General features: G+C 43.4%; 12 protein-coding genes. 5 read left to right on the top strand and 7 right to left on the bottom strand.

Annotated elements, in window-relative coordinates; translation table 11 throughout:
- Position 1 precedes the first annotated feature (1 nt).
- Genes gspF through gspC form a run of 4 tightly spaced genes read right to left on the bottom strand, consistent with a single transcriptional unit; the run spans position 2 to position 5,737 of the window.
- Positions 2 to 1,222: a type II secretion system inner membrane protein GspF gene (gspF, locus tag J2W69_RS13090; RefSeq protein WP_310279222.1), complete on the bottom strand. Its 1,221-nt coding sequence runs from the start codon at positions 1,220 to 1,222 to the stop codon at positions 2 to 4.
- On the bottom strand, positions 1,222 to 2,730 hold the full coding sequence (gene gspE / locus J2W69_RS13085; protein WP_310279219.1) for a type II secretion system ATPase GspE: 1,509 nt from the start codon (positions 2,728 to 2,730) through the stop codon (positions 1,222 to 1,224). Before gspE ends, gspF begins: the two co-directional genes overlap by 1 nt.
- Complete coding sequence (gene gspD, locus J2W69_RS13080; protein WP_310279217.1) at positions 2,730 to 4,802, bottom strand: type II secretion system secretin GspD; 2,073 nt, start codon at positions 4,800 to 4,802, stop codon at positions 2,730 to 2,732. Before gspD ends, gspE begins: the two co-directional genes overlap by 1 nt.
- Before the next feature lie 26 nt (positions 4,803 to 4,828).
- The gene (gene gspC, locus J2W69_RS13075) at positions 4,829 to 5,737 is read right to left on the bottom strand and encodes a type II secretion system protein GspC (protein ID WP_310279215.1); all 909 of its coding nucleotides are present in this window, start codon (positions 5,735 to 5,737) and stop codon (positions 4,829 to 4,831) included.
- A 294-nt stretch (positions 5,738 to 6,031) separates the two neighbouring features.
- On the opposite strand from gspC, the gene J2W69_RS13070 reads away from it, so the two are divergent.
- From J2W69_RS13070 to J2W69_RS13050, 5 genes are read left to right on the top strand one after another with little or no spacing between them, the layout of a single operon-like run.
- Positions 6,032 to 7,273 carry a hypothetical protein gene (locus J2W69_RS13070; protein WP_310279213.1) on the top strand — a complete coding sequence of 414 codons (1,242 nt, stop codon included), beginning with the start codon at positions 6,032 to 6,034 and terminating at the stop codon, positions 7,271 to 7,273.
- The gene (locus J2W69_RS13065; RefSeq protein WP_310279211.1) at positions 7,266 to 9,527 is read left to right on the top strand and encodes a hypothetical protein; all 2,262 of its coding nucleotides are present in this window, start codon (positions 7,266 to 7,268) and stop codon (positions 9,525 to 9,527) included. Before J2W69_RS13070 ends, J2W69_RS13065 begins: the two co-directional genes overlap by 8 nt.
- 9 nt (positions 9,528 to 9,536) lie before the next feature.
- Positions 9,537 to 12,317, top strand: coding sequence for a hypothetical protein (locus J2W69_RS13060; protein ID WP_310279209.1), 2,781 nt, complete (start codon positions 9,537 to 9,539; stop codon positions 12,315 to 12,317).
- Complete coding sequence (locus J2W69_RS13055; protein ID WP_310279208.1) at positions 12,314 to 12,673, top strand: hypothetical protein; 360 nt, start codon at positions 12,314 to 12,316, stop codon at positions 12,671 to 12,673. Before J2W69_RS13060 ends, J2W69_RS13055 begins: the two co-directional genes overlap by 4 nt.
- Complete coding sequence (locus tag J2W69_RS13050; protein WP_310279206.1) at positions 12,666 to 13,175, top strand: hypothetical protein; 510 nt, start codon at positions 12,666 to 12,668, stop codon at positions 13,173 to 13,175. The genes J2W69_RS13055 and J2W69_RS13050 overlap by 8 nt, the downstream gene beginning before the upstream one ends.
- Positions 13,176 to 13,393: 218 nt before the next feature.
- On the opposite strand, the gene J2W69_RS13045 is transcribed toward J2W69_RS13050, so the two are convergent.
- From J2W69_RS13045 to J2W69_RS13035, 3 genes are all read right to left on the bottom strand, one after another.
- On the bottom strand, positions 13,394 to 14,197 hold the full coding sequence (locus J2W69_RS13045) for a hypothetical protein (protein ID WP_310279204.1): 804 nt from the start codon (positions 14,195 to 14,197) through the stop codon (positions 13,394 to 13,396).
- 504 nt (positions 14,198 to 14,701) lie between these two features.
- Positions 14,702 to 15,853, bottom strand: coding sequence for a HEPN domain-containing protein (locus J2W69_RS13040; protein ID WP_310279202.1), 1,152 nt, complete (start codon positions 15,851 to 15,853; stop codon positions 14,702 to 14,704).
- Entirely contained in the window at positions 15,854 to 17,035 is a 1,182-nt protein-coding gene (locus tag J2W69_RS13035; RefSeq protein WP_310279200.1) for a DUF262 domain-containing protein, read from the bottom strand.
- Positions 17,036 to 17,377: the final 342 nt, after the last annotated feature.

Here is a 17,377-nt window from a genome sequence, read left to right as displayed (position 1 = left end):
TTTAACCTCCGACTAAATTGTTTAATGCCAAAATAGGCTGCAGAATCGCCATCACAATAAATAAAACTATGCCAGCCATAGCGGCAACTAAAACAGGTTCAAATACTTTTAGTGAGACAGTGACCAGGGTTTCAAATTCCCTGTCCTGCGTATTGGCAGCGCGCTCTAACATACCATCGAGCTGTCCACTTTTTTCACCGCTGGCAATCATATGCAGCATCATAGGCGGGAATAATTTAGTTTGCTCCAGCGCATTTTTCAGTGAAGAACCTTCGCGCACTTTTAGCGTCGCTTCGGCAATAGACCGGCGCATAAAGCTGTTATCCAGCACATCAGCACTGATCCGCATCGCTTCAAGCAGAGGCACAGCACTGGCATTTAAAATACTTAAAGTACGGGCAAAACGGGCCGTGTTTAAACCCCGGCTGACTTTACCAATCAGGCCAAGTTTTAACTGATGAGTATCTATTTTCAGTTTAAAAGCCGGTTTTTTCAACGCCCGCTTAAAGGCCGCTATGGCCAGAATAATAGCCAGCAGCACCAGCAAACCGTAGGAACGTAAAAATTCACTGGCGGCAATTAAAAACAACGTAGAGCCGGGTAAACTTTGGCCCATATGCTCAAACTGCCCCACTATTTGCGGCACCACAGCGGCCAGCAAAATACTGATCACTGCCACAGCAAAAAAGGTCAGAATAGCGGGATAAAGCAGCGCTTGCATAATCTGGCTACGCATATGCTGACGTTGTTCAGTGTAATCAGCCAGCCGGTTTAATACCGCATCTAAATGGCCTGATTTTTCTCCCGCAGCCACCATAGAGGTAAACAGATGGTCAAACACATAAGGAAACTCTGCCAGGCCTTCGGCCAGACTGTACCCTTCCACTACTTTAGAGCGCACTGACATCATCATGCTTTGCAAACGGGCTTTATCACATTGCTCAGACACCGCCAGCAAAGCATTTTCTATCGGTAAACCTGCTTCTATTAAGGTCGACATCTGGCGGGTGATCAAGGCCAGTTCGCTGGCACTGATGCCGGACTGAAACCATTTTTTACCGGACGCCAGCAGTTTTTCCTGCCGTGAAGCCAACTCTAAACTGAGCGGTGTCAGTTTTTGCTCACGCAATAATTGCCTGGCCTGACGCGCATTGTCGGCTTCCAGTACACCTTTACTACGACGCCCTCTGGCGTCCATGGCCTGGTATTCAAAAGCTGGCACTACAAGTCCTCTCGGGTCACACGCAACACTTCTTCCAGTGTGGTTTCACCTGTTAATACTTTACTGAAACCATCCTGACGGATACTGGGGCCTTGAGTGCGAATGTATTTCTCAATCGACTGCTCGCCTTTGCCGTTGTGGATTAATTCACGGGTGTGTTCATCAACCACCAGTAACTCATGAATACCGGTTCGGCCTCGATAGCCTGTCTGATTACAATGCTCACAGCCTATAGCACGGTAAATGACTGATCCTTCTTTTTTTGCCACACCAAGTAAAGCCCGCTCTTCTTTGTCCGGTTCGTGCGCCTGTTTACAATGCACACATAAAGTACGAACCAGACGCTGCGCCAATACCCCCAATAAACTGGAGGATAATAAAAAGGGTTCAACGCCCATATCTTCCAGACGGGTAATAGCCCCGGAAGCGGTATTGGTGTGCAAAGTACTTAACACTAAGTGGCCTGTTAAACTGGCCTGCACCGCAATTTGTGCAGTTTCTAAGTCACGGATTTCACCCACCATCACCACATCAGGATCCTGACGCAGAATAGCGCGTAAACCACGGGCAAAGGTCATATTCACCTTGGTATTGACTTGCGTCTGGCCTATGCCTTCCAGCTCATATTCAATAGGATCTTCTACCGTCAGAATATTGCGGTCTTTGGTGTTGATTTCGGTCAAGCCTGCATACAAGGTGGTACTTTTACCTGAACCTGTGGGGCCTGTAACCAGAATAATGCCGTGTGGTTTTAAAATAAGTTGTGAGAAGGTTTTTTGTATAGCTGGTGTCATACCCAGCTTGTTTAAATCCAGATGCGAGTTATTTTTATCGAGCAAACGCATAACCACCCGCTCACCATGGCTGGATGGCATAGTCGACACCCGCACATCCACAGCCCGGCCTGCGATACGCAAGCTGATACGACCATCTTGTGGCACACGCTTTTCCGCTATATCCAGTTTGGCCATCACTTTAATACGGGACACCAGCAAGCTGGATAATTTACGGTTGGGTTTTAATACCTCACGCAATACGCCATCGACCCGAAAACGCACCACCAGATTTTTTTCGAAGGTTTCGACATGAATATCCGAAGCGCCCAGCTTAATAGCTTCGCCGAGCATAGCGTTGATCAGTTTAATGATCGGCGCGTCGTCTTCGTTTTCTAACAAATCTTCAGTTTCAGGAATTTCGTCCGCTAAAGAGGCTAAGTCCACCTCGTTGCCAATGTCCTGCATGATTTGCTGAGCTTCAGAGGAATCACGCTGATAAGAAGCCTCCAATAACGCATCAAATTCAGTCTGTTGCAGTTTCTGCACTTTAAAAGAAACAGACAACAAACGCCGCACTTCCAGCAAGGCGGCCGGTGGTGTTTGCGGGTTAACATACAACAACCAGCCATCCGCCTGAGCCTGCAACAAGACACCAAAACGTTTAGCAAAACCAAAAGGCAAACGCACTTTGGCTGCGACCGGCTGCATCTCGTTCAGATCAACAGCAGACATTAGTTAGCTCCCGGCTCTGCAGGCTTCACAACGTCTTTATCCTGACTTTCTTTTTTCTGCAGGTATTCATCAAAAGTCGGCGGAATAATTAACGTATCGTCAAATTCCGGCATAGCTGGGGTTTCAGCGCCAGGCATCAGGTTAATACCTTTTTCGCCCTGAGCCAGTTGCTGCGCCCGCACATAGTTGTATTTACGCTGACTGACTTCACTGAGCAAACCGTCGTCGCGCATAATAGTGGCTCGGATAAAGATCATCAGGTTACGTTTACGTTTGCTTGAAGAAGTAGAGCGGAATAAGGCACCCAATACAGGAATATCACCTAAAAGCGGCACTTTAGATTCACTTTGTTGCACATCTTCATCTATTAACCCCCCCAAAACCACGGTAGCGCCATTGTCGGCCAGTACTGTGGTTTTAATTTCCCTTTTGGCGATAATAGGGTTGCCTTCAATATCACCGTTACGACCAGACACTTCCTGCTCTATGGTTAATTTAACCGCATTGCCTTCGTTGATCTGAGGCGTAACTTTTAACTTAATACCTACTTCAATACGGTCTAAGGTCGTAAAAGGGTTGGTGCCACCTGAACCAGGGCTGGTGGTGGTTTTCACCGGAACTTCTTCACCAACAATAAAAGAGGACTCCTGGTTATCCAGGGTGGTCAAAGAAGGAGTGGCCAGAATATTGGAATTGCTGTCAGTGGTCACGGCCTGCAAAATAGCGCCCCAGTCGTTTTTCACCACACCCAGCATCATACCTGTTACGCCGCCCAGGGCTTTAGCAAGTGGTTCATAGTTACCATCCTGGTCCGGATTTACTGTAGTTTGTCCGTCGATAATGACAGTGTTGCCTTTTACCGTTCTTGCAGCAGCAGCACCAGCAGCTATAGCGCTGACTGGTACTACGCCATTATTAAACTGAGTCATCCCCCCCTGAGCACTAATCCATTGCACACCTAAATTAGCACCGGCGTTATCAGCCACTTCCACAATAATGGCTTCAACTAAAACCTGAGCACGGCGAATATCAACCTGACGAATCACATCTTCCAGTGAACGCATCACATCTGGCTGAGCCGTAATAACTAATGAATTACTTTCAGCATGAGCTTCGATACTGACATCACGGCTTTTACTTGCTGTGCGGGCCCCCTGCGCCTGAGTTCCCCCCTGAACTTCAGCCGCTATACTGGCACTGACGCCTTGCAGCACTTTGACTAAATCTTCAGCTTTAGCGTATTTCAGGTAATACACCCTGGTATTGCCCTGACTTTCCAGCTCAGCATCTAAGCGCTGCACTAAAGCAACAACACGCTCCCGCGCCTGACGTTCACCACTGACAATGACGCTGTTGGTGCGCTCGTCGGCGACAATTTTTGGAATTAAAAACTCAGGTTGTTCAGCTTTGCCCTGATTTTTATAAATATTTTCCAGAATACGTACAACTTCAGCCGAAGAAGCGTAACTGAGTTTGATGATTTCTAAATCCTGATCACCGGCTTTATCGACCCGGGAAATAATGTCGACCAAACGATTCACTGTTTCGGCCTGGCCCGTCATCATAATGACGTTGGACGGGTCATAGTTCACCACGCTGCCGCCGCCACTTTGATCCACAAACTGGCGTAGCAAAGGTGCTAATTCACGTACTGAAACGTTTTTTACCTGCACCACACGGGTGACCATTTCATCCCCCACGGCAGCATCGTTGTCACTGACCACCGGAATATTCGAGGTTTTGGCATCTTTTTGTCGCACCACTTTCAGCACGCCACTTTTCATTTCAACGACGGAGAAGTCATAAACTTCCAGTACGTTTAAGAAAAACTGGTAATACTGTTTTTCGTTCAGCATTTCATAGCTGCGCACGTTAATACGACCACGGACCTGAGGGTCAACAATGATGGTTTTATTCAGATTTTTACCAACGATATTAATAAATTCGTTGATATCTGTGCCTTTGAAATTCGGCTGATATTCAGTTGCAGTTGCAAAAAAACTCAACAGGGCTATAGCACCTAAACCAAACCAACGGGAAATATGCAAACGAGAAGATGTCACTGACTTCATTAGAGTTTAACCATCTTAATTAATTATTATTGTGACAGACTAAAGACAATGTCTCTGGTCTGGCCGTCACGTTCAACCTTAATAGAAGCCTGAGTTGCTTCACGTAATTCATTCATCACCATCATGGCCTGCTGCATGTCATTTAACGGCGTACCGTTAATTTCCACAGCCACGTCATTGGCTTTTAAACCCATGCGTTCAAACAAGGCCGGATCTTTACCCGGCATGACACGGTAACCATAGAGCTGACCGTTGCGGTATTGAGGCGAAGCACGAATATAGTCGAAAAACTTCATCGGCTCCGACATCATTTCCTGACGTACATCCGCTAACTCTTCCATAGGAGGCTGAGGCCCGTCCATCATAGGCTCAGGTTGCGGCCGGTAATCCACTTCCCGCAATGACCCGTTGTCTGCAGCCATTTGTTGAAACTCTATGCCATCCAGCATCAGAGTTTCAAAACGAGACGAGACTTTCAGCAGCACTCTGTCTTCAAATACCTGACTTAAACTGGCGCTGGTGCCTTCAATTTTATCATCCACCCCATAAGTTTGTTCAGAACCCTGACTTTCGATCACAGCAGAACCTTGTTCAGGTTTGCCACCAATAGCCACTACGCCGGTCAGTTTGACATTTAACGTAGTTTTAGGCGCTGTAGTAGGCGCAGCAACAGGGGCTACTTCTGCTTGTGCTGATGCTTTACCAAATAAACTGGCATCTAACAATGCTTTCAGATCAGGAGCAGTCTTGCCTGTTACAGTAACAGCAGCACTAATGGCTTCGGCTTGCGGAACAGGTACTAGTTGCCAGCTTAACTTCGCCAATAACCAGCAAAACAGCACAACAAAAAGCCCTGACAGCCAGAAGTTCAGGCGCTGTTGCGGCAAACGGTTCAGCCATTCAATGGCAGGTTGGGTGGAAGCAGACCAATTCATTCTTTAATAATTCTGTTACATAACTCATTGCATCTTACCCAGTTGTTTTGTCCTCAACAAGCCTACATATCAGAATTCAGAACCCTTACTCTGTTCAAAGGGTCTCAGACTATACTTAGATACGCAACAGCAGCGGAGAAAAGGCATGGATAAATCGGTAAACCAGCCTACCACACTTATATTACGTTTAGATAAATGGCTGTGAAATATGTAGTTGTATTTAAATGCTAAATTTGTATCCATAGTTACACTTATTTGCTATTACTATGCAGGTATCTCAATAAGTATATCTGCATGCAATTTATTTCCTCTCAAAAATCTGAATATCATCAATGCCATATTTTTATGGCAGAAGACCTTTCTATACTTCTACTTCCTACATTATTCAGCAAAGCCGTTAGTCGAACGGGTGTAGTTTGGAAGCGAGTGACCCGCGATGGAGAGCATAAGTTTGCAACGACAACTTATTTGGAAGAAGAAATATCCAATGTCACGCTAACGATACTTCACAATAAATTAGAGCACTTCTTCAACTGGTTAGTTCAGTACAGTCAACTCAACACCCAGGTCAGTATCGATAGACATCACAATATTCCTGAAGAGTTATTAAATTACTACATCAACACGGTCATCATTGAAGAGCAAGGAGCTGGTGAGCATACGGTAGAGCATTATTTGATGGCTCTTCGGGATTATTACAATTACCTGGCGATGACTGGATTTACCAATGCCAAAGATATTCGGGTAAAACCAAGATTAAAGTCGGTAATGAAAAGGAACACGAAACGTCGAACCTCAGTAAAATACCTTACCCCTGAATTGCGTTCCATTTTGTACCGCAATACCGACAGTCTTCGAGATGAGTTGCTACTTCGCGGTGGCGGCGAGTTAGGGCTTCGCAGTAAAGAAAATCAAGGGCTGTTAATTGAGGACTTTATGGTAGGCAATAAAAAGCATCCTGGTTTCAAGTCCTTGTTTTTGGAAATGGCACAACATCCAGAGCAAATGGAGTTCAGGTATTATCTGCAAGGTCAATACACCAAAGCGCCTCGTAACACCGGTGGGGGTGAATCCCGAACGCTTTATATCCACCGAAGCCTATTGGAACGTTACAAGGAATATTGTGACAACGAGCGCCCTGAGTCAGCTGAGAACACCCTACTGCTTAATGCGAGTTACAACGATTACGGCACACCGATTTCCAAAAACGCGGCATCCAGAGCTTTTACGCGAACTAAAAAGAAAGTGTTCGAGTTGCAGAGAAGTGGTGCTTTACCAGGACATTTGCAGATGCTGGAAGATGATCATACAGGTCACGTATTAAGGCATAGTTTTGGTACGGATAAGTTTTACGATGCCTGTAAAGAAAATCAGGTAAAAATCGATAGTGTGACAGCCACATCAGCGGTATACCTGCTAGTGGCAAAGTTGATGGGGCATAACGCCAAAGACGGTAAAGCTCCTGAAACTACCAAAACATACATACGAAGCTGCCACATCAAAGAGGCGTTTCTCTCGGGAGTTCTGTATGACTGACATTATCGACACCCTCTCCAAAAAGGCGTTCTATGATCTGCAATTGCAACAAGTATTACTGGATGAGCAAGCGTTAATAGCAAATGAGATTCAAGCCAATCAAGATGTCATACCGCTTCCTTACAACCCTAACGACACTGTGCTGCACATCCCAAAGAGTCGGCACCTCCCAGCGTTTACAATCACTTTAGAACCAGATCACTCCCGAACACGACAGTTAATGTTTGGCGTATTCAACGCTGCTGCGTATCGCTACTTGATGACGGATGATTTTTCAGAAGCAAGAAAAGAAGGGCTAGCAGTATTTAAGCATGTGTGGCGCTATCTGGATATCATAGATTTGACCGATGAAAACCGTGCCACCTGGCTTAAAGATTATGAAACTTGGCGCGTCAGTGTGGGGGGCGTGAAAACACAATCCACAGGACTTGATCAAACCAAATTAATGATAGTAGACGCGCTGGCCCTTGGCGCGTTTACTGAAACTCTCACCGATTACGAACGTGAATATCTTGTATCACTGACAAAAACCCCTGTTGCGCCAAGGGAGGAGGCTGATCCAATAAACCTTAATCAATGGTTTTCACAACATACCTGGCTGCGCCGTGATGATATTGGTATAGGCCATGAGTTATACACGCGGTTAGGCTCGCCCAAAGTGCTGATGAATTCGTTTCGGATCACCATCGAAAATACACTACTATATTTACAAACCTGCAAAAATGCACTCATTGATAGCTTCAGGCTGGCAGGCTTAAAGCCAGAAGATATTCCGTTATTAGCAGAGATTACCGTGACAGATGCTCAGTCAAAGCCACAGCGTATCAGAAGCGCAAAGACTGAAATGTTTAATCGTCTCAGACAAAAGCTGATGCAACTTATCGATGATATCCCTCATTTAAAGGATGCGCTGGAACTGGTGGTCTTTACTGAGACTTTACCGCCATGTCGAAAAGAGATATTCGACAAACTACTGGCAAACCAACCGATAAAAGCGACATCTGGCTACCGCACCAATGGGTTCTTTACCACTATAAAAAAGGCGGGGTTATTTGATTTTGACTTTTTAAGGAGGCTTGCGCTTCACGCTGACTCCTCCCCTGATAATGAGACAATGCCAGTCTCACTGGCAGAGTCCTTGTTATTTAGCTATATGATGGCCTTTCAGACGGTGCAAGCAAGCGATATACCAAAGCTTACCCTGCGCGACTTTAAATTTGTCAGGCGTATCAATGGCGCTATTACTCACATCGAAAGTGATTATTTTAAAGGTCGCACCAAAAATAATGTGCACCAAGTCGAGACCTTAAAAACAAAAGATGATACCGGCAAAGCAGTGCTCCGATATATTAAGGATGTAACAGGACTGAGGGAGCAGGATAAGCCGCTGACACCAGTGATTCAAAAGGATGCTGTTGGTCCTGCCAGTGAAACAGGCTTATTGTTTTTAGCCTGCGTAGGCACTGCACTATGGCATGTGATTAATGAGAAACACCAAGCTCAGCGGGTTGCTCCTGTGTTTCCTAAGGCGATGCAGGCTATGTTATGCAACGGGATGAGCTCTATGAGCGCTCGAAAAGCTAAAACGTCCTGCGAACTTGTGCTTCCAGCAACATTTTTCGGCTTTGCCCATATCAAAACCAGTGCAGTCTATGCAAGTTCGGACAGTTTTGATCCGACAAGCCTCATCAACCTGCGAAGCCATACCAATTATACAGAGCGAGAATGTTATCTGGTGGAACTGAATCAAGAATGGCAAAACAATTGCGGACGTGTCACCCGAGCGGTGATGCGGGATTTATACGTGAATGTCTTTAAGGCAAGTGAGAGTGATAAACAGCTTTTTGAAAGCGAGTTTACTAAAGCGGTTGAGCATATGAAGGCACGCGCCGATGATGTGTTGGCGTGCCTTAAAGTCGTGACCGAGCAAACTAGTGGTCGCGTCGACGAATTGGGGCTTGTCAGCACGGGCGCGCAAGTTGAAGGCGATTTACCTGATACGATATACATTCAAGACAGCCCTGAAACGGTGTTGAAACTAAAGCACTTTTTAGTGCAGTTGCAGGAAAAACATACTTTGTTGCGAGTATGTGCGCCGGAGTTTTTATTCTTCACCGCGCTGCCAACCGCTGAATGGATAGAGAGCCTGTTTGACAATAAGCGCTTCTCGAAAGCGAGCCTTGAAAAAGGTCAAGAAATGTACGACCAATACCAGTCGCATCTACCACCACATTTTACTGCTCAGCTTTCATAGGAAATTGATATGCCTATTGCTACCTATGCAGCGCAACTATTGACCAATACCACCTTATCGAAACTGATGCAGAATAAGCTCGCCCAGTTATCCCCACTGGATAACCCAGCGCTGACTGACAATGTGTGGCGATTTCAGTATTCAAAACATATTATCACGGTTGATTTTACGTTATTCGAACAACCCTCAGTGCAATTTGCCGAGACGGTCACCACCAGGTTTGATGGGCATTATATTCCGCTAAATCTCATCGAGTTTGCCAAGCTGATATGGCTTGATGTGACATTTGAAACTAAGGTACGAAAAACGTCTTATTATCAAATCATCGACAAACTCGCGTTGCTTTTTCATTACCTGCATGTAAAGCAGTTAGACCAGCTTGATGCTTTACATGTAGAGGAGTTTTATGGGTTGTGCCTAACGCACAATGTCACCAAAGAAGGGGTAAAAAAACGCCTGTCTGCACCTGCTTATATCACTAGATTCGATCCGCTGACACTTAAAAAATTCCAGCAGATCCTTAACCGCTATGGTGTGACCAATGTTGTTAGCGGTATCTCTGAAAAAAAAGCACTTTCTGCGCTTAATGAGACATGTTTATCTATCATGGATATGACTCGACTTGATTACAAAGCAGGTAATAGCTTTAACTATTTGGGGCTGGATGTCGGCAAACACTACATCGACCATTGTCTGCTTCTTTTCGAGAAGCATTGTCCCTATATCAGTGCATTCCGGCATACCTACAAGGCATTATTTGATGCGCAACAAGGCAATGAAAATCTGAAGATCTGTAAAAACTCAACGACTTTGATTTTAGGGAAAGTACTTTGCGGCCAATCTGTTAAGGCGATTCGGGAGTCTCTTGGCAGTAGTAAGCCTGCTGAGATAAAAATAATTGCCATTGAGTCGTTTGTGCATCAGCATTTTTTTGAGGCATTTACATCTACAGAGCGAATCGTCAATGCCTTTAAGCTTGATACCATCAACCGCATTGCAAAAGAGTGTCAATTACCTGAGCGGTATGATGCGCAGGAGTTTATTCGGTCGCTGCTATTTGTGGATGTGTTTGGTAAGCATGGCAAATCCAAACAGGCTATTTGGCAAGAATATCAAGCGACGCTTTGCAAAACCGCGCTACCTGATGAAGCAGCTGCGTTATCAGTGACATTGCCAGAGTTCGAATCGATAACAGCTAATATTCTATCGGAGCTGAGAACACAAATGCCTTCTGATATCCAAGGCATTAGGGCGTTTCTTAGATCTCAGTCAAACGCCTTACCTAATCAATTAGATAAGCGTCCGCTAAATGGTATCGAATATTTTAAAAAAATTGCCTCTTTGATTGAGGATGCAGGAGCTACCGGATTTGTAGGGCTGACAGGGTGGCGAGCCAGTGAGTACGGCTTTAGTATGTCCAATATCGATGTTGACATCAACCCAGACCCGCTAGACAACCAATACACCCCGTGGCGGTTTCATGTTCGCTGGAAGGTACCAAAAACCAGCAGCAACACCCCACTCCCGAGAGAAATTACGCTTGGTAGTTACATATTGGCCGCACAACTGGCGCATCTCAATCTGGCAGATAAGACTGACCCAGCGATATACCAGGCAACCACGGCAACACAAAAAGAAGACTCTGCACCAGAGATTCAAAAAGCCATGCCTAATTGCTGGGCGAATTTTGTCAATCATTATTCGGTATTTAAAGATATTGAAGCATGGAAGTACCTCAAAGATAAAGTATCACTGACCAAGAAGGATGAAACCGCTCTTAACACGCTTGAATCCACTTATCGATTCGATGAAGCGCCCATGAGGGCGATAATAAAAATGAAAAATGACCTAAATGATGCATTGCCACGGGTATTGATGGCACAAGAGCCTGACCCTAGAAAAACATTCGGCATTCGGTTGAGAGCGTATATCGATGGTAATACGCCAAGCGATATCACAGCGCTGTTTGATAAGCATTTAAGCGAGGAGACCAAGAATAAGCTTAAAAGCGGTGAAGTTGAGCTGGATAAAGCTGGCGTGCGCTTCGTTCGAAGTGAGTTTTTAGGTGATGCCGTCTATGCAACTCCACATGCATTTCGGCATATCTTTGCAGAAGCGGTGCTCAGGCGTTATCGAGGTGATGTCGGACGGTTTATCAGGTCGCACTTCAAACACCTTGATGAGCGTTTTTTCATGGCATATCTACGTGATAAGGAATACCGCGTTATCCAGCAAATAGCGACCCGTCATGTCATCAATTCTGTGGTGAGGTTACACATGGACAGTATTCAAGATGAACATCGCGAATATGCCGGAGGGGTTGATCGCTTCTTATCAAAAGCAGTGGCGATAACACACGTTTATTCGGATGAAGAACAAAAAGAAAAACTTGCGCAGGCTGCTGTAAAACGTGTCTTGGCGATAAAGTCAAATCCGTGGGCAAGTTGCCTGCTTCGGGACGGGACGCAGCAAAATGCTAAGTGCAGTGTGAATGGCGAACCTCAGCGCCAAAACGCCCAGCCGAGATTATGCTTGGGGTGTCTAAATGCGGATATCGCAGAGGGTAACTTCAATGGGATTGTCGTCTACACAATGCAGGATGTGGCAGCGTGTCGAAACCCTGACCTCCCCTGGTTCATTAAAGAATCAAACTACCACACGGTAACATTGGCGTTAAAGCGCGTGGAAGAACTGCGCCACAACAGCAATAACCCGATATACGATAAGTTCATTTCGAGACTAAAAGAAACGTTATTGATAGCAGATGCACAGAGAGGGCATGCAGCATGAGTGGTTATTTTGATGAATTCCTTGATAAAGATGCGCTCATAGCTTCAACCCTGCCACCTGCCCGACCGAATTGGGTATCGGATTCAAACAGCTCTGGTGCAGCGTATGAGGCAATCCAAAGTCTCTATCAACAAAAGCTCAGGTATATCCGTCAACACAGCAAAAAAACAGACTTTATTAAAAAATCTACCTATGAAATTTCAAAGTCTGAAGTCGCAAGAGTGGCTGGTGTGGAGATGCAGGCGATTTTCCACTCTGTCAATTATGCCGGCGCACTCCAAAAAGAACTGGCTGAGAAGAACGACAAACTCCTAAAGAGTAAGCAGATGCACAGAGAGGACAGGCAGCATGAGTGATTATTTAGATGAATTTCTTGATGCAGATGCACTGGAGGAGTCAACAGCGAAACCAATCCGACCGAATTGGGTATCTGATTCAAATAGCTCTGGTGCAGCGTATGAGGCAATCCAAAGCCTCTATCAACAAAAGCTCAGGTATATCCGTCAACACAGCAAAAAAACAGACTTTATTAAAAAATCTACCTCTGAAATTTCAAAGTCAGAAGTCGCAAGAGTGGTGGGTGTGAAGATGCAGGCGATTTTCCACTCCGTCAATTATGCCAGCGCACTACAAAAAGAGTTGATCGAAAAAAACGACAAACTCCTAAAGACAAAAGATGCGAAGCTTGCTAGTCGTTATTCGGGTGATAAAGGTAAGACCAAAGATGAGCTGATACAAAAAGTCAGGGAGTTGAAAGCGAGGGATAAGCTGATCTCAAAAACAACTACGGATGAAGTGTTGGAACTAACGCTGCAACGCCTGCCATTGGATGTGAAGCGCAACCTGAAATTGGTGTAAGCATGAGCAAAAACGTTCAGCAAAACCTTGAGGCATTTTGTGGATAGGTCTGAATTTCATCTGACGTTTTTCATGACTGAGCTTAATCTTAAGCTGACAGTCAGCTCAGTGCCAATTGCGGAAATTAAAATACTCTTAAATGAGTTCATAATCGGAATGTGGTTTACTTAAATCTTTACAATAGACCACAACGGTCAACATTCGTAGAAATATGATTTCTAAAAATTATCATTAAGCCAAGTTTTAATACTTATTACTATCAAGGATAAAAAAGTAAGCCTAGCTGCCCAGATCCAAAAAATCTCTAGGCGAGACCGCCACTTATATACAATGGCCGTATTTTCCTTATGATATTCCAACATTGATTCCTGTTTTTTTATGGTTTCCAATAATTGGCTTCGCTCAGAAAAAAGATTTTGAAATCCTTGCGCTAAGGATATTTCTTCAACCTTTTCTTTGTTCCATGATGTTGGCAATAAATCAAAGTTAAATAAAGCTCGAGCGTGTTCTGCTGTATTCCATGCATCAGGATTATCTTCGTGTCCTTCTAGCGTACAACCTATGCTCTTATAAAAATGATTGCGTAATCTTCGCTTTTTTTCATCCTTTCCCTGGTTAGCTGAGAGGCTAAAAAACAGCTTTCCAACAAAATCGTGATCAACTTTCTCTTTGAGTATATTGAAAATTTTGATCATCATATATTTGCCCAATCCTCTATCTCTTGCCCAGGGCGTGTCCACATAGAAATGAAGTGTTTTCATGTGATACTTGTCGTCACCACTACGACTCAACTCGACATCAAAACTCGGGTTTTCAATCACTCTGCTGTCGTACCAACTATTTTTTATTGAAGATTCAAAAATGCTGAGTTCTATCGATACACGGTGTTTTTCGGAAAGAAATTCATCTCCTGATGAACTTTCTTTGATTTTCGCCAAGCAATAGAAAGACGTCTCACAATCAGGCCTTTGTTGGTGGGGATGTACTTTTAGTAAATGGTAAGAGGTTTGTTCTCGCCGCATTTTAGTCACTATGATCCAATGTTCTTTGTTCTGAATGTTAACCAGCTATCGGCTAGCTTAAAAAATGCATTCTACAATGGTCCATTATTTGCTCATAAATGACTGTCAGGTCAGATTGGAACCTGTTGACTATACTGTCAGCTCAGATATGAGCTACTACAATTTATGCACATCTCTCGGTAACTGTTGCGTATCTACATCAACTCGTTTTTTATTCATGAAACGGTGCTATGAGCGAATTGCAGTCGTCCAGAACAAGGTGCCTCGAAAAAACGAATGTCGGCTTTGCCTTAAATTGCGGACATCGGTTTTTCGTACACCCTGAGTGTAGGTGGCTAAATTCAGTGTGCCACTATATGGAAAGTATTCGGAGTACTGATACCAATTAAAGGGTCCCTGACGCCAAAGCGTTTATCAGAATCACTGAAAGTATCTCACGATATAGGTTGAAGAATAGTAAGCGTAATTAAATTACTGAAATACTTCATGCCAAGAGTTCATAAATCAAACCACTAAAAACTGAAAATCCCTCCTTTTAAAACTATCTCTTACCGCAATATCGAGTGAAATAACGACGCTATTAGGTGTTGGTAACATTAATTCGGGGACTAATCTCCCATCATAAAATATAGACTTAATATTGCCGATTAAAACCTTATTAGGAGAGTTAATGTTCACAGCAAAGAATGCTCCTCCAACACGTATCATGTGACTAACTTCACTTGATAACACGCTACCACACTTTTCATTTAAACTATTAATATGCTCAAAACCGATACGCGAATTCTCTATGAATAATTTAGTTGGCTTCCCGATAGAAAATACACTTGATACAGAGTACATATGCTGCGCCAACGATTTCATAACGACTGAGTCGATAGCTTTAACACAAAACTCCAATAATTTGACTCTTGAAATAGCTAGATCATATGAATCTATGTCAAGAATAGGTACTCCGTGAGCGATCTCATTTCTTCTCTGAGCAAGATCACCTAACTCAGATGTTAATATTGATTCAAGAACTTTCTTATCCGTGTCCTTGAGTAAGTAATTCTTCTCACACAGAGCATTTTTTAGCTCGCCATCATTAAGAGCCTCACCACATATGTTCTGAATTCCAACTCGCAGAAATATATCGTTTATGGAGTCATATCTGAAGTTTGACGTATGCGCGGTAAAAGCGTCGTAGTTCATCTTCGAGTTAAACTCATTTTTACAAAAAAAATAGAGGTTATCGATAGCCGATTTCGTCAAAGACTCTATTACTGAGCTTGATACCGCCTTCTTTTTCTGAGTCTTAGATAAATAATCTAGAGAAACAGAGATGTAGTTTTTCCTTACCTCTGCTGGCAATTTCTCAAAGTCACCACAAAAAGATACCAAGTTTTCAAGATACTCCTTAATGACATCTTCGACATATCTCTCCAAGCTTCCATACAGTGATATAATAATACTTTTGTACAGGTAAACCTTTGATTGTATTAAAGATCTTTTAGGTAGTGAAGATAATATACTTTCTACCTTATCAGACAATTCTGCATTTATTTTGAACTCATTAATGTCTTTAGAAAAAAAGCCCTGAGCAAAGCTTTCAAACTTCATAAATAATTTAATTTCATCAATTGACTGTAAAAAAGAATCAAATGCTCGAGTCATTCAAATAAACTCGTCAAAAAACAAATCAAATTTTCCATCTCGCTCCTGAAGGGCTGCTGGGTTTGTATTTCTTCCCTCAAAGCTTTCGTAATTAACTTGATAGAATTCTGTAATTTTTTCTAATATCAAGTGCCGTTTAGATACTAAGGTGGTTTTGGCATTAATTCTTTTACTCAGAGCCATCATCATTGGATCGTAAACTGCGGTCGTTGGGCGCTCATACCAACTCCAACCAGTCTTTCTATTCCTGTAGAGATAAAATGCCATTTCGCCAAAAATATCGTAAGCAAGCTTTATCGTCTCCTGAAACAACTCAGAAAGAGACTGTAGTAATTGGTCTGAAAATTTATTTGCATTGTCTAGATAAAAATCTAGATAGGCCTCTAGAGAATACTTTTGTAAATCTGTCCGTTGCCTGTAGGCAAAAAACCTAAGAACTAACTCTACATCTCCCATAGTCTTATATAATTTATTAGCAGATCTAGCAGAATGGATACTGTCACCAGAAGCTGTGGCAAGCGGGATTTCCCACAATCTACATAAATATTCATTCGATGACAGGGAAATACAAAGTCTATTCATCCTTCCATCAAAATTGGCATTGCGCCTTTCTTGAGGAGTTAGCTTTTCACCACCACTATTAATTCTGTCAAAAACAAGCTGTTTTAGTGCATCAGCCTCCATGGGGGTCTTCGCAGTTTCATGAAGAAGAATAATTGATGATATATACCGCCGATCAATGCCTTGCTGTACTAACTTTGGCAATTCAGAATATTTTTTTCCATTTAATTCAGGCCATTTATCTAGACCTTCAAGAGGATACTCACCATCATAAAAGGAGGATATTGCCGTTAACCGCTGCAAACCGTCCATTACTTCGTAATTTGAATACTCATATTCATATAAAAAAATCGGTGGTAGTGGAACATTCATTATCAAAGACTCAATCAATCTTGAACGTCTTTGGTTGTCCCATCGATGGCGCCTTTGGTATTCGGGGTTCATCTTATATTCTTTACTATGGACCATAGCTGATATCGTATTTAATGGATACCTAGCTTGCTCAGTCACGATTCTTATTTCACCGTCGCGATATTTCTTATTTATGTCATCATCTGACAGTTGAAGAGCAACCTGACTTACTGGATTTATCTTAATCTCTTCCCCAACGAGTAAACTCATCGCGATATACTCCTCACGTTTATCTTTTGCAAAACACTATAAAGTGAAACTGCCCTATGTTATATACCCAACATAGCAACGCCGAAAGAAATAATCCATTGTTTTTTTTCTACCTTTTTGATGACACCAAGAAATACAAAAATAACATTTTAAACAACTCAAGTTCCGTCTTTGGATAAATCAGACTAAGGATCAAACCTGAAGCCTAACTCTTAATTGCGCTAACGAGTCCTTCCGGGGCAATTACGGGAGACAATCTTTTGCACTCGGGTTTTCAGGTTTGGAAGGCAATTTAAACCACAGCACACACGGCTTTTACTTCAAAGTCAAAGGCCCGTAGAT

The organism is Rheinheimera soli (assembly GCF_031457405.1).
Classification (GTDB): Bacteria; Pseudomonadota; Gammaproteobacteria; order Enterobacterales; family Alteromonadaceae; genus Pararheinheimera; species Pararheinheimera soli_A.
This window is presented reverse-complemented; position numbering and strand designations above follow the sequence as displayed.